Raw genomic sequence first — 19,743 nt, forward strand, 5'->3', positions numbered from 1 at the left:
ACGATAAAAGGGAAGTGAGCGGACAATGAAAGTATCAACCGGATGGTTGAACGACTATATCTCGCTGGAAGGGGTCTCCCCGGAAACACTGGCCGAGCAGATTACGGCCGCCGGGATCGAGATCGACGGTGTGGAACGCCTGAACAAAGGCGTCAAAGGCGTGGTGACCGGCTACGTCAAAGCAAAGGAAAAACACCCGGATGCCGACAAGCTGAATGTGTGTACGGTGGACGCAGGTACAGGTGAAGATCTGCAGATCGTCTGCGGCGCCAAAAACGTGGATGCCGGGCAGATAGTACCGGTCGCGCTGGTTGGAGCGGTGCTTCCAGGGATTACTATTAAAAAAGCCAAGCTGCGCGGCGTGGTTTCCCAAGGCATGATCTGTTCGGCCAAGGAACTGGGAATCAACGACAAGCTGCTGCCGAAGGAGCAGCAGGAAGGCATTCTGGTCCTTCCGGAAGGAACCGGGATCGGACGCGATATCACCGAACTGCTTGGACTAAACGACGAGGTGCTGGAGTTTGACTTGACGCCCAACCGTTCCGACTGTCTCAGCATGATCGGCGCCGCCTACGAGGTTGGTGCGATTCTCGCCCGAGATCTTACGCTGCCGGAGCCGGAGCTTCTTGAGTCGGGCGGGCCTGCGGCGGATACGCTTGCCGTGGAAATTGAGTCAGCCGGGGCTTGCGGACACTACGCGGCCCGGGTTATCGAAGGCGTGAAGCCAGGACCTTCGCCGCTGTGGCTGCAGAACCGGTTGATTGCCGCAGGCGTGCGGCCGATCAACAACATCGTGGACATTACCAATTACGTCATGCTGGAATACGGCCAGCCGCTGCATGCGTTTGATCCGGGCAAGCTGGAAGGCGGTATGCTGAAAGTCCGTTTCGCCCGCGAAGGCGAATCGCTGACGACGCTTGACGGGCAGGATCGGAAGCTGGAGACCAGTATGCTGGTCATCGCCGATGCCGTGAAACCTGTCGCGCTCGCCGGGGTAATGGGCGGCCTGGACTCTGAGGTCACAGCGGATACGGTGAACCTGGTGCTGGAATCGGCGCGGTTTGACGGAGGAACCGTCCGCAAAACATCCCGCAAGCTGGGCCTGCGTTCGGAAGCGTCGCTGCGTTTCGAGAAGGAAGTTGATCCTGCCCGGGTGCTGCCGGCGCTGGACCGCGCCGCGGCTTTGATTGCACGGTATGCGGAAGGTGTTGTACGTGAAGGCGTTGTGCAGGCGGGCAGCCCTGAAGTGGAAGAGAAGACGCTGCTGCTGTCTTTGGAGAAAATGAACCGGCATCTCGGCACCGAGCTGTCGATGCTGGAGGTCAAAACCTTGTTTGCCCGCCTGCGTTTCGACTGTGCGACGGCCGGCGAAGGGATGATTGAAGTCCGGGTACCGTCCAGACGCGGCGATATTACTTACGATGTGGATCTGTTTGAAGAGGTGGCCCGTCTTTACGGCTACGACCACATTCCGACCACGCTGATTGAAGGACCGACAACACCTGGGGCTTTGACCCGGCCGCAGCGGATCCGCCGGGAGCTGCGCCGCCTGCTGGCGGACGGAGGCTACCAGGAGGTGTTGGGGTATTCGTTCATTCAGCCGGAACAGAGCACGTTGTTCCCGGCGCTGACCGGAGCGGGCAAAGCGGTCAAGCTGGCGATGCCGATGAGCGAAGACCGCAGCGTGCTGCGCACGAGTCTGCTGCCTCAGCTGCTAGAGATCGCGCGCTATAACACGAACCGGCGGCAGAGCGATCTGGCCCTGTTCGAGATCGGCGGCATCTTCTCCACGGAGGAAGACACGCTGACACGCCAGCCAGACGAACAGCCTGTGCTGGGCCTGCTGCTGAGCGGTTCGAGCCGGAGCAAACAGTGGAATGTGGCGGCTCAGCCGGTCGACTTCTTTGATCTGAAAGGGGCGCTTGAATCCCTGTTTGGCCATTTCGGCCTGGAAGAGTCTGTGGAGTACGCAGCGGACAGCCCGGCAGGCTTCCACCCGGGACGTTCGGCATCCGTCTATCTGACCGGAACGGACGGACGCGTAAAACTGGGCACGCTGGGACAAATCCATCCGGAGCTGCAGCGTGAGTACGATCTTGTTGACACGTATGCCGCCGAAATTGCGCTTCAGCCGCTTTATGACCGTGTGGAGAGCCGGATTCAGTACAGCGAGCTGCCGCGTTTCCCCGGGATGGAACGCGATATCGCGCTTGTTGTCGATTCCGCGGTTCCGGCCGGCAAGCTGCTGGAGACCATCCGCCAGGCCGGCGGCGAGCTGCTCCAATCCGCCCGCGTTTTTGACGTCTTCACGGGAGGCAAGCTGGCGGAAGGCAAAAAAAGCGTGGCGATTGCCCTGCTTTACCGCCATCCGGAGCATACGCTAACCGATGAGGAAGTCGCAGTTCCCCATGGGGAAGTCCTTTCAGCGCTGGAACAAACTTTTGGCGCGGAATTGAGAAAGTAGCAGGAATTACGTAAAGCCGCAGCGAATCCATTCTGTATGGATCGATTCGCTGTGGCTTTTTTCCGAACCTTCCGGAAGCGGCCAGCCTTTTCAGCTGCAGCATGACTTTAATAGCGCGGCTTCCCGGGCAAGCCGGCACAGCTTAGAATCCGCACACACACAAAGGAGGGCACAACTGTGGCTATGGACCGGACACGTGTCGCCGTGGAGATATATGGCACTTCCTATCGGCTGATGGGAAGCAGCCCTGAATATATGAAACAAGTAGCCCGCTATGTCGACGAGCATATGCGAGCGATTTCGAAATCCCACACCAGACTGGATACACCCCGCATTGCGGTGCTTGCCGCCGTTCATATGGCGGAGCAGGCGATCCAGGCTCAGGATTTGAAAAACGAGCTGAATATGCTGACTGGCGAGCGCAGCGAGCTGCGCTCCGAAGTGGCGCGGCTGCTGGACGCGCAGCGCGAATGGCAGGAAGACGAGGAGCGCCGGGCCCGCGAAGCAGAGGAGCGGATCGAGAGCATCAAGGCCGCCGCGGATGAGGAACGGCGGCGCCTGCTTGAAGAAGTCGAGGCGGAGCGCAAGCGGCTGACGGAAGAAGCCGAGCTTGCCGGCAAAACGCATTTGGAGCGGCTTCGGACGGAACAGGAAGCGGCGGATGCGCTCCGGCGGCAGCTGGAAGAGGAGCTTGCGGGGCTGAAGCAGGAGCTGCTTGAGCTGCAGGCCGAGCGGGACCGCGAGCTCTCGAAACAGCGCGAGCAGAGCCGGCAGGAGCTGGAGCAGCTGGAGACGGTGCATCAGGAGCGCGTCAGAGAGCTGCAGGCGGCCCACGCGCAGGAAGCGGCGAACTTGCGGGAACAGCTGGAGCTGGAGCACCGGGCGGAGCGGGAACGTCTGCTGGCCGAGCTGGACAGCACCAAGTCGGTGCTGACCCAGGAGGCCGAAGAGACGCGGTCCGCGCTGACGCAGGAGCTGGAAGCGGCGCGAAGCACGTTGACCGGCGAACTGGAGACGGTGCGGCAGCAGCTCACCGCGGAGCTGGCCCGCGAGCGCGATGCGGCGCTTGGCGAGCAGCTGAAGAACAAGGAGCTGCGCAAGTCCCTCGGCGCCCAAGAGCAGCGCCACAAGCAGGCGGTCCAGGACTTCGAGAAGACGATTGCAGAGCTTCGCGGGACCACTGGCCAGCTGCAGTCGCGGCTGCGCGCGATGGAAGCGGGCATCAAAAGCGAACGCGAAAGCGGCGTCCAGCTGGCGGCGCAGTACGAAGAAGCGCTGGCGCGTGAAGCCGGACTGCGCGAAGAGCTGGAGTCCGCTTCTGCACACGCGGAGCTGCTGACCGGCGAGCTGGAGACGCTGCGGTCGCTCCACAGCCAGGCGGAGAGCGACACGGCCGAGCTCGCGAAGCGGGTAGCCGCGCTGGAGGACGAGCGCGAACGCCTGCAGCGGGAGCAGGCTCGGGCGGCGGAAGAAGCGGCCCGTTGGCGCACGCTAGCCGAGCAGCGCCTCGAGGAGCTCGGAGAGCTCGAGACATCGCTGCTTGACGGCGAAGAGCGGCTGCGGGCGCTCGAGGACGAGCTGCAGACGCTGCGCGCCGAGCTGGAGGACGCCGAAGGCCGCTTCGAGCGCGAGCACGGCTTCCGGGTCGAGGCGGAGCGCGAGAACGAGCAGCTGCAGCAGCAGGCGGCGCAGGCCGAGGAAGTGCTCGCCGGGCTGCGCGAGGAGCAGGCTGGTCTGACGGCGCAGCATGAGGAAGCGCTGCAGCAGGCGGAGACGCTGCGCGAACGGGTCCGCGAGGCGGAGCGCGAGAACGAGGCGCTGCTGCAGCAGACGGTGCAGGCCGAAGAGGCGCTCGCTGCACTGCGCGAGGAGCAGGCTGGTCTGACGGCGCAGCATGAGGAAGCGCTGCAGCAGGCGGAGACGCTGCGCGAACGGGTCCGCGAGGCGGAGCGCGAGAACGAGGTACTGCTGCAGCAGACTGTACAGGCCGAAGAGGCGCTCGCTGCACTGCGCGAGGAGCAGGCTGGTCTGACGGCGCAGAATGAGGAAGCGCTGCAGCAGGCGGAGTCGCTGCGCGGCCGGGTCCGCGAGGCGGAGCGCGAGAACGAGGCGCTGCTGCAGCAGGCGGCGCAGGCCGAAGAGGCGCTCGCTGCACTGCGTGAGGAGCAGGCCGGTCTGGCGGCGCGGCATGAGGAAGCGCTGCAGCAGGCAGAGTCGCTGCGCGGCCGGGTCCGCGAGGCGGAGGAGCGCGCGGAGCAAGCCAAGCAGCGCGCTGCCGAGCTGGAGCGGCACGAAGCCGAGCTGCGCGAGCTGGCCGAAAGCCTGCGCGAGGAGAACGGCGCGCTGGAGGCGCTGCTGGAGGAGTCGGATGCGGATGCGAAGCGGCTGCGCGGGCAGGCCGAGGCGCTTGCGGCGGCGGGCCGCGAGGCCGAAGCGCGGCTCGCCGAGCTGGAGCGGGCCGGCCGGGAAGCGGCGGCTGCGGCGGAAGCGCACCGGAGCGAGCTGGAAGAAGCGCGCCGGAGCTCCGAGGATTGGCAGCAGCGGTTCGAGGAGCTGGCGGAGCGGCAGCGTGCGTGGAGCGAGGCGGAAGCGCAGCTGCGTGAGGAGATCGAGATCTGGCAGCAGGAAGCCGAAGCCGGCGAAGCGCTGCGACAGACGCTGGAGAAAGAGCGCGGCGAAGCGGTCCGCCAGCTGGATGAAATCGGCGAGGGCTATGAGCTTGCGCAGGGGCAGCTGCGGCTGCTGCAGGCCGAATACGGACTGCGCCAGGAAGAGCTTGCCCGGCTGAACGAAGAGCATCAGAAGCTGCAGTCGGAATATGCCAAGCTGCAGGTAGAATACAACGAGTGGATTCAGCTGATTGAACAGGACAGCTAGGCGGGGCTGTTGAAATACGCATAGTGCCCAGAAGCCGGATTGGGTAGCCAGTTGCAGCGAAAGTCAGCATGCACTTCGGAAGCCAGAACGACTATGGAAGTCAGAAACGACTATGGAAGTCAGAGCGCATTTTGGAAGCCAGAACGCTGTACTGAAGCTAACGTGGTGTCGGCCGCTGGGCCAACTTGGAAGTTTTTGAATGATAAACAGAGAGGCTGTCCCGAAAGTCATTATGACGGGACAGCCTCTTTTCATAAAAAATTCGTCTAACTCAAAAGTAGTTTACGCCTGTAAGGTTGTTTGTGTGAAAAATCGTACAAAACAAGACCAGTAATCGGTTTAGGCCAGAAAAAACTGGCGACCTCTCACCGGTTAAGTGCCGGTAAGCGATCGCCTGAGCACCGGAAAGCAATCACCGCATAAAATTAGCCTCTTCTTTGCTATCTACTTGACGGGGTCACTTAGACCAGCCCCGTCTTTTTATTGGCGGAATTATGTTACTCCACCACAATATTGGCGCTCATTGCGCCGTGTCCCGATCCGCAGAAAATGGAGCAGGTCACCTCGAACGTTCCCGCTTCTTCGGGAACAATGACTTTGGTATTTTTTTTGGCATCCAGCTGCAGATTCAGCTCGGGGACCAGGATGCCGTGGTTGCCGCTTTCGTTCTCAAACACGATTTTGACCGGCACCCCCTTTTTCAGGTGGTATTCCTCCTGGTCGAATTCATAGTTGCTGGCCTTAATCACCAGCTCCTCATCGGCCGTAATATTCGCTTCAGCCGCGTTTTCCTGGTTCTGGCCGGCATTTGAACCGCAGGCCGCAAGCAGCAGCATCAAGCTTCCGGCGGCTGCGATCATCAGTTTGCGCATACGTCAACTCTCCTTTGTCAGCGTTTGCAAAATCTCCCGCAGGGATCAATGCCAAGCATACCCCAGTTGGCCCGTTTGTGGTTTGCTAAATTTTGAAATTTTGGTGAATATAAAATGTTTCCTTGACAAATCCGCGCAATGCTTAATTAGTTGGTGCAAAAAGCCGAAATAGAATTATAATAGAGGGGTTGCAGCAGGGAGTACATTCGGGCAAAAAGTAGGGGATTGTCAACTTGATTGGGAACGATTTGAACAGCGAAATCTGGCACCGCCGGATTCTTAACGGGTTCTGGGCGGTCGTATGTATCTTGATTGTCGGCCAGCTGCTTTTTTTATCGCTTGGGGTTCAGCCGAATGCTTCCGCTGCGGTGTTAGGCAAAAATGAGTTGTTTGCCGCCTGCAATCTGCTGATCCTGATCTTCATGGCCGCCGCCGAAATGTGGCTGCGCACCAGCTGGGTTTATCACAAGCAAGCCGTCGCCGGCTGCGGCTTTATCGTGTCCTATCTGGTTTATTTTATCGTTGAGCCGTTTGTGGACGGAGCACAGCTGGCGCTGATGATGCCGATTATGCTGTCCCTCATTTATTTTGACCGGCGGCTGCTGTTTGGGCTAAGCCTGTTCAGTATAGTGTTTTACGCTGTTGTTTATTTTGGACTGGAACGTCCCGTACTGCAAAAGCCGCTGGCGGAATTTGTTTTGGTTGAGCTCATTTTTGCCGTCTTTGGCGTGATGGGCGTCGGGATTATTGTGCGGGCGCGGGAGGCTAGGGATTACGTGGAACAGCTGTCCCAGTCCGAGCAGAGCCTGCTGGTAGAGCGGGCAATCGCCGACAAACTGCTGAAAATTGATGCGCTTACCGGTCTCTACAACCATAAGACCTTTCACGAATACCTCGACACGCTGCTGGAGCAGTGCGAAACCAACGGGCTGAGACTGCAGCTTGCGCTGCTGGACATCGATAACTTCAAGCAGGTTAACGATACTTATGGTCATTGGGTGGGGGATCTCGTCTTAAAAGAAGTTGCTGCCGAGCTAAGCGCCCGGATCGGACTAAACGATTTTGCGGCAAGATACGGGGGCGAGGAATTTGCAATTATATTTACGGACAAATCCCTTGGCGAATCTTACGTGCTGATGGAGGAATTAAGGCAGGGCATCGCCCGTATGGAGCACCCGTATGCCGGAGGACAGAGCATTACTGCAAGCATAGGTGTATGCCGTTATGAGCAGGGTGCCGGGAAAGAGACGCTTTTCCGCCAGGCGGATGACGCCCTGTATCAGGCTAAACGGACCGGCAAAAATAAAGTGATGCTCCACGAAGAAGCCGCCCGATCGGGCGGAAAGCAGACCCCCTTCTCCGGATAACTCGGGGTTAGGGGGTTTGCCGTTACCGGGAGCTTGCGGTTTTGCCGGCATCAAACGGGGCGGCGCCGGGCAGGAATAAATCGATAATGCCGATCACCAGCGCGGCCAATAATGCGCCCAGGATGGTGACTTTGATGCCGTCAACTACAAACTGCGACACCCAGATCACCGTCGCGCTGGTCAAAAAGCCGACGATGCCCCTTCCGAAAGGGGTGATCCTTGTTCCGGCGATGGATTCGATGATCCAGCCGATTAAAGCAATGACAAGAGCGAGCAGCAACGCGCTGCCGAATCCGCCGACGCTGAAATTTGGAACAGCCCAGCCGACCGCCAGGAGCATAAGCGCCGAAACCAGAAAACGGCCGACGATACCCAATATTCTCATGCCCTTCCTCCTTCGAAATGCGGTAATGGGATGCGCACCTTCTATTGTGCGCCGGGCGGACGGGCGTTATGTCGGTAAGGTTAGCCAAGACAACGGCGCAGCCAAAAGAAGCGGATTTCCCCGCTGCGGCCCTATACGGCTGCTGGAGAGATCAGGCGGGGCCAAATGGCGGAAATCGCCTGTTTTCGGTATAATAAGAAGAACTAGAAGGGAGCTGTGACTGTAATTGGACGACAAGATTTTGCATACGCTTGAATACCGCAAGATTATAGATAAATTAATTAAATATACGCAAACCCCGATGGGACGGGAGACCGCAGACGAGCTGCGGCCTTCGGGCGATTTCGAGACGGTGAAGCGCCTGCTGCAGGCGACGGAGGAAGCGGCGAATGTAGACCGGCTTAAGGGCATTCCGTCGTTTGGAGGCATCACCGACATTGAACCGGCGCTCAAACGCGCCCGGATCGGCGGGACGCTCGGGACGCATGACCTGCTTGCGGTCGGCAATACAATCCATGGCTCGCGCCGGATCAAACGTTTCCTTGCCGCGCTGCATGAAGAAGAAGCGATCGAGATGCTGTTTGCCTTAAGCGATCTCTTGTCGGAGCAGAAGCCGCTGGAAGACGCCATCCGTGCCTGTATCGGCGAGGACGCGGAGGTGCTGGATTCCGCGAGCCCCGAGCTGGCAACAATCCGCAGGGAGCTGCGGGGCGGCGAAGCCAGAATCCGGGAGAAGCTGGACAGCATGATCCGTTCCTCTTCGGTTGCGAAAATGCTGCAGGACCAGCTCGTCACGATCCGCGGCGACCGGTTCGTAATTCCGGTTAAGGCGGAATACCGTTCCCATTTCGGCGGGATTGTGCATGACCAGTCCGGTTCGGGAGCGACGCTGTTTATTGAGCCCGAATCGATTGTAGCCATGAATAACAAGCTGCGCGAGACCCGGCTGCGGGAAGAACGCGAGATAGAGGTTATTCTCCAGAAGCTGACCGCAAGAGTCGGCGAGGTAGCCGAAGAAATGACTTATGACGTCGATGTGTTGGGCCAGCTCGACTTTATTTTTGCAAAAGCCCGCTTGGCGCGTGAACTGAAGGCAGTCCGGCCGCGCATGAACGACCGGGGTTATCTGAAGCTGCGGAAAGGACGCCATCCGCTGATTCCGGCGGAGCATGTCGTGCCGCTTGATGCGGAGCTCGGCAACGATTACAGCACGATTATCGTCACCGGTCCCAATACGGGCGGTAAGACGGTCACGCTGAAGACGGTTGGCCTGCTCAGTCTCATGGCAATGTCGGGATTGTTTATTCCGGCGGAGGAAGGCAGCCAGATGTGCGTATTCGATGCAATCTACGCGGATATTGGCGACGAACAGAGCATTGAGCAGAGCCTCAGTACCTTTTCGAGCCATATGACGAATATTATTTCCATTTTGAAGCGGATGACTCCAAAAAGCCTGATTCTGCTGGATGAAGTCGGCGCGGGAACCGACCCGGCCGAGGGTTCGGCGCTGGCGATTGCCATCCTGGAGCATATTCACCGCCAAGGCTGCCGGATGGTGGCAACGACGCACTACAGCGAGCTGAAGGCTTATGCCTACGAACGCAAAGGCGTCATCAACGCCAGCATGGAGTTTGACGTGCAGAGCCTCAGCCCGACGTACCGGCTGCTGATCGGCGTACCGGGACGAAGCAACGCGTTTGCGATCGCGGAACGGCTCGGCCTGCCTGCTCCGATTCTGGAACACGCGCGCGGCGAAGTAACGGAAGAAGATATGCGTGTCGAGCATATGATCGCTTCGCTGGAGGAGAACCGCCTGACCGCGGAGAACGAGCGCGAACGGGCCGAAGATCTCCGGCGCGAAGTGGAGGAGCTCCGCGCGAAACACCGCCGCGAGCTGGAGAAGCTGGAGAGCCAGCGGGACAAATGGCTGGACAAAGCGGAACAGGATGCCGCTGGCATCGTAGACAAGGCGCGCAAGGAAGCGGAGCAGATTATTGCGGATCTGCGGAAGCTCGCCATGGAGGAAGGCGCGTCGGTCAAAGAGCATAAGCTGATCGAAGCCAGACGTAAGCTGGACGAAGCCCAGCCGCAAGCCCGCAGCAAAAAGCCGGCCAAATCGGGGGCGAAGCCGCCGCGCAGCATTCAGCCGGGAGACGAGGTGAACGTCTTCAGCCTCAACCAGCGGGGGCATGTCGTCGAGCTGTCCGGCGCCAAAGAGGCCGTCGTTCAGCTTGGCATCATGAAGATGAAAGTACGGCTGGACGATCTTGAACTGCTTGCGGCAGCCAAACCTGCTGCGGCGCAGCCGATCCGCCAGGCCACGACGGTCAAGCGGACCCGGGACGAGAACGTGCGCAGCGAGCTGGACCTGCGGGGCGCGAACCTGGAGGAAGCGCTGATCGAGACGGACCGTTTTATTGATGAGGCATTCTTGGGCAACCTGGGCCAGATTTATATCATTCACGGCAAAGGCACCGGCGTCCTGCGGTCGGGCATCCAGGATTACCTGCGTAAGCACCGCCATGTAAAGAGCTACCGGCTCGGGAATTACAATGAAGGGGGAGCGGGGGTAACCGTGGCCGAATTGAAATAAACGGCTGCCCGCGGAAAGAGGGGGAACAATGCAAGAGGTTATCGATTCGCTGCTGAGCCATCCGATCGGTTCGCTGCTCGGTTACTTCACGGTGGCGGTGTTGGGGCTCGTCATCTTCCTGTCGATATTCGAGCTCGTGACTAAATACAACTGCTGGGACGAAATCCGCAGGGGCAATGTGGCGGCCGCGATGGCGACAGGCGGAAAAATCTTCGGCATCTGCAATATTCTCCGGTTCAGCATCAGCTCGGGTGAAAGCATTTATCAAACGATGCTGTGGGCGGTGATCGGCTTTGTCCTGCTGCTGTGCGCTTACTTCCTGTTCGAATTTATGACGCCCGTCTTCTCGATCGATGAGGAGATTGCCGCCGACAACCGGGCGGTGGGACTGATTGCGCTGCTGCTGTCGGTCTCGCTGTCCTATGTCATCGGCTCGGCGATCATCTAAGCGGGGGACCTGTGTCATGAAAATACTTGTGCGTGTGCTATTCGCCTGCTCGGTCCTGTTTTTGGCCGCAGGCATCATCTATTTGACGCTGAATTAGGCGTAATAAGGAGAGAATGGATTTGGAAACAACGGTTTGTCCATGGTGCCATACGGAAATCGTATGGGATGAAGAAATCGGGCCGGAGGACACCTGCCCGCACTGCGACAACGAATTAAAAGGCTACCGCACCGTAAGCATCGGTCCGGATGATCTGGAGCTGGAGGACGAGCCGGAGGAGGAGCCGGACGATGACAGCGGACTGTGGGACGATGAGGACCGGGAGCATGTGGTGCCGGTTTACCGCACGCTTGATGAATACCGGGAAAAATATGATTTGAAGCAGTACGAACAGCGGACAAGCGAGCTGCTTGACCAGCAGACGGAAGCGCCGGAATGCCCGCAGTGCCACGAATATATGCTGCTCTCCGGCGTCCGGGCGGTGGAAGGCTCCTCGTTTGAGCCAAGGCTGGCGGAAGACGGCAAGCTGCCGGTGCTGGAAGCGCCGTTTATGCTGAATGTGTATGTGTGTCCTTCCTGCTTCCAGGTTCAGCACAGCCTCTCCGAAACCTCCCGGATGGCCTTTGTGCGAAATTTGAGCGGCGGGACGCGGAAAGGCTGATCGTTCATGAGATTCCCTCCGGCCGGGCATGTTAACAGAAGACATGCTTGATGCGGGAGGTGGGCCTTATGAAAGCGCCCTTGAAGGGGCAGGCGATTTTGCTCCTGGCGGTTAACGGGCTGTTTGTATTGTCCGGCGCGTTATCCGGAACGTTTCTGAACGTCTATTTATGGAAAAGCCGGCAGGATTACGCCATGATCGGCTGGTTTACGGTGGCCCAGCAAATCACGCTGGGTCTTGTCTTTTGGTTGGCTGGCAAATGGGTAAAGGAACACAACAAAATGAACGTGCTCCGGCTGGGCATCGCGGTATCGGGGCTGTTTTATTCGCTTGTTCTGCTGGCCGGCAACCGGGCCGTCTATTACATCTGGCCGCTCGGGCTGCTGCTCGGCGCGGCGCTTGGATTGTTCTGGATCGCTTTCAACATCGTGTATTTCGAGATAACGGATGCGGCGAACCGCGACCGTTTCAACGGTTGGGTCGGCCTGCTGGGTTCTCTTACCGGGATGGCGGGGCCGTGGCTGTCCGGACTCCTGATTACCCGTCTGCACGGGGAGCGGGGCTACCGGATGGTGTTTATGCTGTCGCTCGGCGTGTATGCCGCGGCAGCGGTGCTTAGTTTTTTTCTGAAAAAACGGAAAACGGAAGGCTCTTACAGCTGGACCGAGCCATGGAAAAGGCTGCGCACTCCGGGCGGATTGTGGCGCCAGGTTTCCCTTGGCCTTTATTTTCAGGGGTTGCGGGAAGGCGTCTTTTCATTTCTGATCGGTCTGCTGGTGTACATCTACGCCAAGGAAGAGAGCCGTCTGGCCCAGTACACGCTAATCACCTCGGCGGTTTCGCTGGTGAGCTATTGGGCGGCGGGCAAGTGGTTTAAAGCGAAATACCGGTCTGCGGGGATGCTGGCAGGAGCGGTCCTGCTCGTTCTGGTCATCGTGCCGTTATTGTGGTTTAACGGGTATGTGCCGCTGCTGATCATGGGCATCGGAACCTCACTGTTTATCCCGCTGTATATGCTTCCGATGGTCGCCGGCAGCTTCGACCTGATGGGCCGGACCGAAGAAAGCGTCGAGAAACGGGTGGAGCTTGTGGTGGTGCGGGAGCTTGGGCTTACGCTTGGCCGGCTGACAGGGATACTCATCTATATCGGGGTATTATCCCTCAGCCACACGCCGCGAACGGTCACACTGCTGATGCTGGCCCTGGGGGCGGCTCCGCTGGCCGGCTGGCTGTTCATGCGCCGCCTGTTCCGGCGTCCCGCGCAGGCGGGGAAGACGGGGGGATAATCGGGCAATCGCGGGAGGCGGAGGTTTGCGTAAGCGGAAGATCAAATGGGGAGTACGGACTACGGTCACGGTTATGATTACGGCCATCATTGGGCTGGTGCTGCTTGGATTGTATGTGTTCTTCAGCAGCCGGATCATCCCGCAGACTCGGGAAAATTTGGAGAACAAGGCGCTGACCATCGCCCGCACGATTGCGCTTATCCCCTTTGTGCAGGAGGGGCTTGAAACAGGCAGCAGCAGGGAAATCCAGGATTACGCATCGCGGATTACCCGGCGGAATCACATTTTGTTTGTGGTCGTCACGGATATGAATGGCATTCGTTATTCGCATCCGAATCCGGAGGCGATTGGCAGGCGGTTTCAGGGCGGCGGGCTGGAGGAAGCGCTGCATGGCGGAGAAAGCGTCTCCGAGGGAAGAGGGACGCTGGGAGACTCCATCCGCGCCTTTGTGCCGGTCTACTCCGGCAAAGGGAAACAGCTGGGGGTAGTGGTGGTCGGGCTGTCGCGCGAGCGGGTCAGCGGTGATATCCGGCACACCCAATGGGTGGTGATCCTGGCGCTGCTGTCCGGCGCGCTGCTTGGCGGTCTTGGCGCGGTGGCGCTGGCAGGCCGGGTCAAAAAAATGATGCATTGGCTGGAGCCGTCGGACATCTCCAATATGCTGGAGGAGCGCAGCGCGATTTTGCAGTCGGCCACGGAAGGCATTATCGCCGTAAACGAGCGCGGTGACATCACCCTCGTGAATCTGGAAGCCGAACGGCTGCTGCGTGCAGCTCAGGCCTACGACAACCCGCTCGGCCGTAATATCGTGGAGTTCTGGCCGGCCCTCCGGCTGGAGGAGGTGCTGACGACAGGACAGGCTACCGGTTACGAGGAAATCTCGCTTAACGGGCTGACGCTGCTTGCGCGCGGCCGCCCGGTGCGCGTCGGAGGCCATACCGTCGGCGCCGTCTCCGCATTCCGTGATATGACCGAGGTAGTGCAGCTGGCCGAACGCCTTTCCGGCGTCTCGGTTTACGCGGAGGCGCTGCGGGGGCAGGCGCATGAATTCAGGAACAAGCTGCATGTGATTATGGGCATGACGCATATGAAAATGTACGACGAACTGCAGGAGTATGTTGCCGCAACGGTCGACAGCCACCAAAACGAAATCGGGGCAATTACCCGCAGTATTAAGGATCCGGTGATGGCCGGTTTTGTGCTGGGCAAGCTGAGCCGGGGCCGGGAAGCAGGCATCATGCTGCAGCTTGACGAGGATAGTTACCTCCCGCCTTCACGCGATCCCGAAGTGATCCATGAGCTGATCACGATAGCGGGCAACCTGCTGGACAATGCGATCGAAGCCCTGCAGCGGAGCGGGACCGACGGAAAGATCCGGCTGGCGTTCCGGTATGGCGGGGGGCGGCTTGCCTGCACCGTAGCCGATAACGGCCCGGGTATCCCGGAGGACATCCGTGAGGTTGTCTTCAGGCAGGGTTTTTCCACCAAAGGCGAAAACCGCGGAATCGGGTTGTTCCTCGTCCGGCGGAGTGTCGAGCGGCTTGGCGGGCGGATTGCGCTGGACAGCCGGAAGAGCGGCGGGACCGTTTTTACCGTTGAACTGCCTTATGCGGCCAAGGAAGGGGATGAAGCATGATTATCAAGGTGCTCATTGTCGAAGACGATCCGATGGTCGCCAAATTTAACCGTCATTATCTGGAGCAGCTGGAAGGGTTCGAATGCGTCGGCTGGGCCGCCTCGGCGGAGGAAGCGCGTGAATTGGCGGAGCGTGAGGATCCGGATCTCCTGCTATTGGATCTCTACATGCAGCAGTCCGGCGGCCTTGACCTGCTGTCCTCCCTGCGCAAAAGCGGAAGTTCGGTCGACGCCATCATTATTTCGGCGGCAAGCGACCATACGAGCATCCGCAAGGCGCTGCAGCTGGGCGCCGTCGATTATTTGATCAAGCCGTTTGAGTTCGAGCGTTTTCGTGCGGCGCTGACCGACTACAGGCACGATATCCTGATGATGGCCCGAACGGAGCGGCTCAGCCAGGACGAGCTGGATCAGCTGGTCCGCTACAGAGGCGCAAAACCCGGGCCTGAACCGGCTTCTTCCCGTCTTCCGAAAGGGCTGACAGAGGCGACGCTGCGCCTGGTCTGGTTGGCGGTCCCGGAGGACGGGGACCTGGTTTCGACTGAGGAAGTAGCCGCCCGGGGTTCAATCTCACGGATTTCCGCCCGCAAGTATCTCGCTTTTTTGACGGAGATTGGCGCGCTTCAGATGGAGCTGGAGTACGGGGGGCCCGGCAGGCCGGTGTATAAATACAAACAGGCTCCTGATGGAGCCCAGCTTGTGAAGGGATACATAGAGTGAACAAGGTCCGGACGCCCAAAAGCGGTCCGGGCCTTTTCGGCTTGTTCTGCGCCGGAGCTTCAGCCGGAAGAACCGGAGGCAGGCGGTGTTTTGGGGGAGCGGGTGAGCGAGAACAGGGACAGCTCCGGCCGTTCTATGCCCTGCACCGCATCCGCAAGCAGCTCCGCTGCGATCATACTGTAGACGGTGCCATTGCCGCCATAACCTTCGATGAAATAGCAGCGGGGGTAATCGGGATGCGGTCCGATAAAAGGAAGCCCGTCATGCGTCGTGCCAAAGACGCCGCCCCAGGCATATTCGAGCTCAAGCTCTTCCGTCCCGGGGAACAGGCGGCGGATGTCTTCCAGGAGGCTGCGCCCCTGCGACAAGACCCGCGTCTCCCGCCGTCCGCTGTCCGTCAGCGCTTCATCCCGGCCGCCCGCAATAATCCGGCGATCCGGCGTCGTCCGGAAATAGGAATAGGGACGGGCCGTTTCCCAGATCAAACAGCGGTCGGGCCACTCTGGCAGGCGGACCAGCGGGCGGGTCATCACGGCGTACGTGTTGACAAGCACGGCGCCCCGGTCTTTTTTCAGCTCCTGTGTTTCATAACCCATGGCAAAAACAACTTGCTTCGCCGTAATCCGTCCGCCCGGTGTGTGACAGACGACCTCATGCGGGGTATGTTCGTAACGGACCGCTTTGGTATGCTCGAACACCCGCACGCCTCTCGCGGCCGCTTCGGCAACCAAGGCATGCACCGCCCGGTAAGGGTTGATCTCGGCGTCACCCGGGGAGTACAGCGCTCCTGGCTTCGAAAACGGAAACGCCTCCGAAATTCGTTCAGGTTCCCACCACTCGACCTCAAATCCGTGTTTCCGCAGATTGGCGTATTCCTCGCGCAGCAGCCCGGCTTCCTGTTCGGTCCCGGCGTAATATAAGGAGTGCCTTGGCAGTACTTCCAGATCCGCTTCCATTTCCTTGCCCAGCCGGATGATCGCGTGTACAGCCTCCCGGCACATCCGGTAAAACTGCACGGCCTGATCCTCTCCGAAGCTGTGGATGCAGGAAGTCAGCGATTTATCGTTAAAGGTCTGAAGCAGGCCGGTATTTGCCTGCGTGCTGCCCCCGCCGATCCGGCGTTTGTCGATCAGCACTGTCCGTGCGCCGGTTGACGACAGACGGTGGGCGAGCAGAGCTCCCCCCATTCCCCCTCCCACAATCAGACAGTCGCAGGTTATATCTTCATCAAGCTTTGGATAAGCCTGCGGATTTGGGAGCGTACGCTCCCACGGCGGGGTGCCGCTTACAAGTTTCATCCCGCTGCTCGCTCCCTTCATGCCTTTAGCAGTAATTTTCTTACCGGCCGTTTATTGCGCTGCAGATGCGGCCGGCCTAACAGATTTCAGGAGTGTGTTCTAGTATAACCGGGTCCGGGTATTCCATGCCTGAACAAGGATGGTGTGCATAAATTCACGTTTCGGCGGCATCCTAATCCGTGTATGGAACATTCAGGTTTACACCTATTCAGGTGTCTACACGTGAAAAGGAGGAAGAAACAATGCAGTCTGCTCAAATGCAGTCTACCCAAATGCAGCCGTTGACCCACAAAGAGCTGGACTATATCTCTGATTCGCTGTCCAACGAGGAAATGCTGGCCAAGCTGTGCGCAGCAACCGCCGGATCCGCCCAGGATCAGGCCGTCCGGCAAATTTGCCTGCAGCATCTGCAAAGCCATTCGCATCACATGGATGTGCTGGCCCACACGCTTCAAATGCATCAGCAGTTCGCGCCGATGCAGCCGCAGCAGTAATAGGCATCGTGTTATGGACGGGGGCGAAAGGCGGATCGGACCGCCGTCCGCACGCCGCTTCGCCTGCAATTCCACTTGAAAAGGAGACAAGCAGCCATGTACGAAAACCAAGCTGGTTTCATGCAGGACAAGGACCTGCTGAACATTATCCTGGCAGACTTAAAGCGTACGGTGCGCGAATATACCACCGCGGCGACGGAATCGTCTTGCCCAACGGTACGCCGGATGTTTAATGATCTAACGATGGACACGCTGCGTCTGCAGGGGGATTTATACAACCGGATGCAGGAGATGAATATGTACAGCGCACCGGCAAAAGCTTTACGCCCCGAACTGGACAAACAGATCAGCAGCACACAGCAGGCGCAGTCGAAGCTGCGCCAGTTTATCCAGCAAAAAACGGGCGGCGGCGTAGTCTACGCCCAGTCCCCGAACGTCGCGCCGCATCAGCCCAACGTGGACAGTTACTATATGTAACCCGCTGCAGCCGAAAATGAAGCGGGCAGCGGGAGGGTGCCGGTTTTCGTGGCCGTCCCGTGGGTTGCTGCCTGATTCTGCTTCTTCAACAGGGTACTCGGAACAGAGCGGAGAGAATGTCCCCCATGAGGATCTTTTCCGCCTGTCCAAGTCCTCCAAAACCGCCCGCAACGCCGGATGATCCCGGTCTGCGGGCGGTTTTTGTGTGATCAGGCCAGCCGGGAATTTGCCGGCTTTCCTGTGCCTGCCATGTGTTTTTGTTTGCAGAGTTGACGGTTTCGTGTCATATTATTAATAAACTCTTTTCGCGGGCGGCGCGTTAAAGCAGCGTGCGGGACCCGGCGTATGAAATCCGGAGGGAAGTCATGGAAGAAATGAACGAACTGAAGAGGAAAGTGCTGGAACTGCTGAAAGAGGACGCGAGAAGGTCTCCGGAACTGCTTTCCACGCTGCTGGGGGCGGATATCGGCGAAGTGCGCACCGCTATCGAAGAGATGGAGAATGAGCATGTTATCGTCAAATATTCCACGGTCGTCAACTGGGACAAACTGGACGACGAACGGGTGACGGCACTGATCGAAGTGCAGATCACACCGGAGCGCGGACGCGGGTTCGAAGGCATTGCGGAGCGGATTTACCTGTATCCTCAAGTGAAATCCGTGTATCTGATGTCTGGCGCATACGATCTCCTGGTGGAGGTGGAAGGACGCAATTTGCGCGAGGTTGCGAATTTTGTCTCCGAGAAGCTGTCGCCGATTGATTCCGTGCTTTCTACCAAAACCAACTTTACTCTTAAGAAATACAAGCAGGACGGCATTATTTTCGAAGAGCATGAAGAGGATAACCGTCTGATTATATCCCCGTAAAGGAAGATACTGCCATGGTCGTGAACAACACACAGCAAGCGGGAACCGGCGGCAAGCCGATGAGTTCTTATCTGACACCGAAGGTGCGGGAAATCCAGCCTTCGGGCATTCGCAAATTTTTTGATTTGGCGGCCGGAAGCAAGGATATTATTTCTTTGGGCGTCGGCGAGCCGGATTTCAAGACACCCTGGCATGTGCGTGAAGCCTGCGTGTACTCTCTGGAAAGAGGCTTTACGGGTTATACCTCCAACGCGGGCATGCCTGAGCTGAGAGAGGGCATCGCACAGTATCTCCACAACAAATTTCAGGTTGACTACGATCCGGCCCATGAGATCATGGCGACCGTCGGCGGCAGCGAAGCGATCGATCTGGCGCTGCGGGCTTTGGTGTCCCCCGGCGATGAAATCCTGATTCCGGAGCCCTGCTACATTTCTTATTCGCCGATCACCGCCATTGGCGGCGGTATTCCGGTCGGCATCGAAACCTTTGCCGATAACGGCTTCAAGCTGACGGCCGAAGCGCTGGAAGCCAAGATCACACCGAAGTCCAAGGTGCTGATCTTGTGTTATCCCAGCAACCCAACCGGCGCTATTATGAGCCGGGAGGATTGGCTGCCGATCGCCCGGATGGTCGAGAAACACGACTTGATTGTGATTTCGGACGAGATTTATGCTGAGCTTACGTACGGCGCACAGCCGGTCAGCTTCGCGAGTCTGCCGGGCATGAAGGACCGGACAATTCTGGTCAGCGGCTTCTCCAAAGCGTTTGCTATGACTGGCTGGCGGATGGGCTATGCCTGCGGCCATCACGAGCTGATCTCCGCGATGCTTAAAATTCATCAGTACACGGTGATGTGCGCTCCTTCAATGGGCCAGGTTGCGGCGCTTGAAGCACTGACGAACGGCTTGGAAGAGAAAGACCGGATGGTGGAGTCGTATAACCAGCGCCGCCGCCTGATTGTAAAAGGGCTACGCGAGATCGGGCTGGAATGCCACGAGCCGCAGGGCGCTTTTTACGCGTTTCCAAGCATCCGCTCCACGGGGCTGACATCGGATGAATTTGCCCAGCGCCTGCTGCGCGAGTACCGGGTCGCCGCCGTTCCGGGCAATGTGTTTGGCCTCGGGGGCGAAGGGTTCCTGCGCTGCTCTTATGCCACTTCCGTCGCTCAATTAAACGAAGCGCTGGAGCGTATGGGCGCTTTTATGGAACAGTTAAAAAGGGAAAAAACGGAATAATTCATTATCTTTTGTCAAAAAATGTTCCTGCATAATGGCGGGTCCAGTAGCATATGAAACTGACTTA

General features: G+C 58.8%; 16 protein-coding genes. 13 read left to right on the plus strand and 3 right to left on the minus strand.

The genetic code is table 11. The annotated features are described in order from the left end of the window. Positions 1–25: 25 nt before the first annotated feature. Together pheT and ACE6ED_RS21385 are read left to right on the plus strand one after the other, a co-directional pair. Complete coding sequence (gene pheT / locus ACE6ED_RS21380; RefSeq protein ID WP_410829447.1) at positions 26–2,464, plus strand: phenylalanine--tRNA ligase subunit beta; 2,439 nt, start codon at positions 26–28, stop codon at positions 2,462–2,464. Positions 2,465–2,641: 177 nt separating this feature from the next. Beyond that, complete coding sequence (locus ACE6ED_RS21385; RefSeq protein WP_410829448.1) at positions 2,642–5,341, plus strand: hypothetical protein; 2,700 nt, start codon at positions 2,642–2,644, stop codon at positions 5,339–5,341. 497 nt (positions 5,342–5,838) lie between these two features. On the opposite strand, the gene ACE6ED_RS21390 is transcribed toward ACE6ED_RS21385, so the two are convergent. Further along, positions 5,839–6,213: a cupredoxin domain-containing protein gene (locus ACE6ED_RS21390; protein WP_410829449.1), complete on the minus strand. Its 375-nt coding sequence runs from the start codon at positions 6,211–6,213 to the stop codon at positions 5,839–5,841. Between the two features lie 233 nt (positions 6,214–6,446). Between ACE6ED_RS21390 and ACE6ED_RS21395 the strand changes: the two genes are divergently transcribed. Further along, complete coding sequence (locus ACE6ED_RS21395; protein WP_410829450.1) at positions 6,447–7,580, plus strand: GGDEF domain-containing protein; 1,134 nt, start codon at positions 6,447–6,449, stop codon at positions 7,578–7,580. Between the two features lie 22 nt (positions 7,581–7,602). On the opposite strand, the gene ACE6ED_RS21400 is transcribed toward ACE6ED_RS21395, so the two are convergent. After that, complete coding sequence (locus ACE6ED_RS21400) at positions 7,603–7,965, minus strand: phage holin family protein (protein ID WP_410829451.1); 363 nt, start codon at positions 7,963–7,965, stop codon at positions 7,603–7,605. A 226-nt stretch (positions 7,966–8,191) separates the two neighbouring features. Here ACE6ED_RS21400 and ACE6ED_RS21405 point away from each other — a divergent pair, with 226 nt between their 5' ends. The 6 genes from ACE6ED_RS21405 to ACE6ED_RS21430 all read left to right on the plus strand — a co-directional run bounded on the left by ACE6ED_RS21405 (position 8,192) and on the right by ACE6ED_RS21430 (position 15,306). Beyond that, positions 8,192–10,558 carry an endonuclease MutS2 gene (locus ACE6ED_RS21405; RefSeq protein WP_410829452.1) on the plus strand — a complete coding sequence of 789 codons (2,367 nt, stop codon included), beginning with the start codon at positions 8,192–8,194 and terminating at the stop codon, positions 10,556–10,558. 28 nt (positions 10,559–10,586) lie between these two features. Continuing rightward, the gene (locus tag ACE6ED_RS21410; protein ID WP_410829453.1) at positions 10,587–11,006 is read left to right on the plus strand and encodes a DUF350 domain-containing protein; all 420 of its coding nucleotides are present in this window, start codon (positions 10,587–10,589) and stop codon (positions 11,004–11,006) included. Positions 11,007–11,119: 113 nt separating this feature from the next. Next, on the plus strand, positions 11,120–11,665 hold the full coding sequence (locus ACE6ED_RS21415; RefSeq protein ID WP_410829454.1) for a hypothetical protein: 546 nt from the start codon (positions 11,120–11,122) through the stop codon (positions 11,663–11,665). A gap of 68 nt (positions 11,666–11,733) precedes the next feature. After that, on the plus strand, positions 11,734–12,951 hold the full coding sequence (locus ACE6ED_RS21420) for an MFS transporter (RefSeq protein ID WP_410829455.1): 1,218 nt from the start codon (positions 11,734–11,736) through the stop codon (positions 12,949–12,951). 25 nt (positions 12,952–12,976) lie between these two features. After that, complete coding sequence (dcuS, locus tag ACE6ED_RS21425) at positions 12,977–14,587, plus strand: DcuS/MalK family sensor histidine kinase (protein ID WP_410829456.1); 1,611 nt, start codon at positions 12,977–12,979, stop codon at positions 14,585–14,587. Next, a complete protein-coding gene (locus ACE6ED_RS21430; protein ID WP_410829457.1) occupies positions 14,584–15,306 on the plus strand; it encodes a response regulator in 723 nt (240 codons plus the stop codon). Before dcuS ends, ACE6ED_RS21430 begins: the two co-directional genes overlap by 4 nt. Before the next feature lie 59 nt (positions 15,307–15,365). On the opposite strand, the gene ACE6ED_RS21435 is transcribed toward ACE6ED_RS21430, so the two are convergent. Further along, positions 15,366–16,604, minus strand: coding sequence for an NAD(P)/FAD-dependent oxidoreductase (locus tag ACE6ED_RS21435; protein ID WP_410829458.1), 1,239 nt, complete (start codon positions 16,602–16,604; stop codon positions 15,366–15,368). A gap of 242 nt (positions 16,605–16,846) precedes the next feature. Here ACE6ED_RS21435 and ACE6ED_RS21440 point away from each other — a divergent pair, with 242 nt between their 5' ends. From ACE6ED_RS21440 to ACE6ED_RS21455, 4 genes are all read left to right on the plus strand, one after another. Beyond that, positions 16,847–17,098 (plus strand): hypothetical protein, encoded by a 252-nt coding sequence (locus ACE6ED_RS21440; protein WP_410829459.1) that lies wholly within the window; start codon positions 16,847–16,849, stop codon positions 17,096–17,098. A gap of 96 nt (positions 17,099–17,194) precedes the next feature. Next, entirely contained in the window at positions 17,195–17,575 is a 381-nt protein-coding gene (locus ACE6ED_RS21445) for a spore coat protein (RefSeq protein WP_410829460.1), read from the plus strand. A gap of 365 nt (positions 17,576–17,940) precedes the next feature. Then, positions 17,941–18,441: an Lrp/AsnC family transcriptional regulator gene (locus ACE6ED_RS21450; RefSeq protein WP_410829461.1), complete on the plus strand. Its 501-nt coding sequence runs from the start codon at positions 17,941–17,943 to the stop codon at positions 18,439–18,441. Between the two features lie 14 nt (positions 18,442–18,455). Beyond that, entirely contained in the window at positions 18,456–19,676 is a 1,221-nt protein-coding gene (locus tag ACE6ED_RS21455; RefSeq protein ID WP_410829462.1) for an aminotransferase class I/II-fold pyridoxal phosphate-dependent enzyme, read from the plus strand. Positions 19,677–19,743 lie beyond the last annotated feature (67 nt).

The sequence above is a fragment of the Paenibacillus nanchangensis genome (assembly GCF_046543445.1).
Taxonomy (GTDB): Bacteria; Bacillota; Bacilli; order Paenibacillales; family Paenibacillaceae; genus Paenibacillus_AQ; species Paenibacillus_AQ nanchangensis.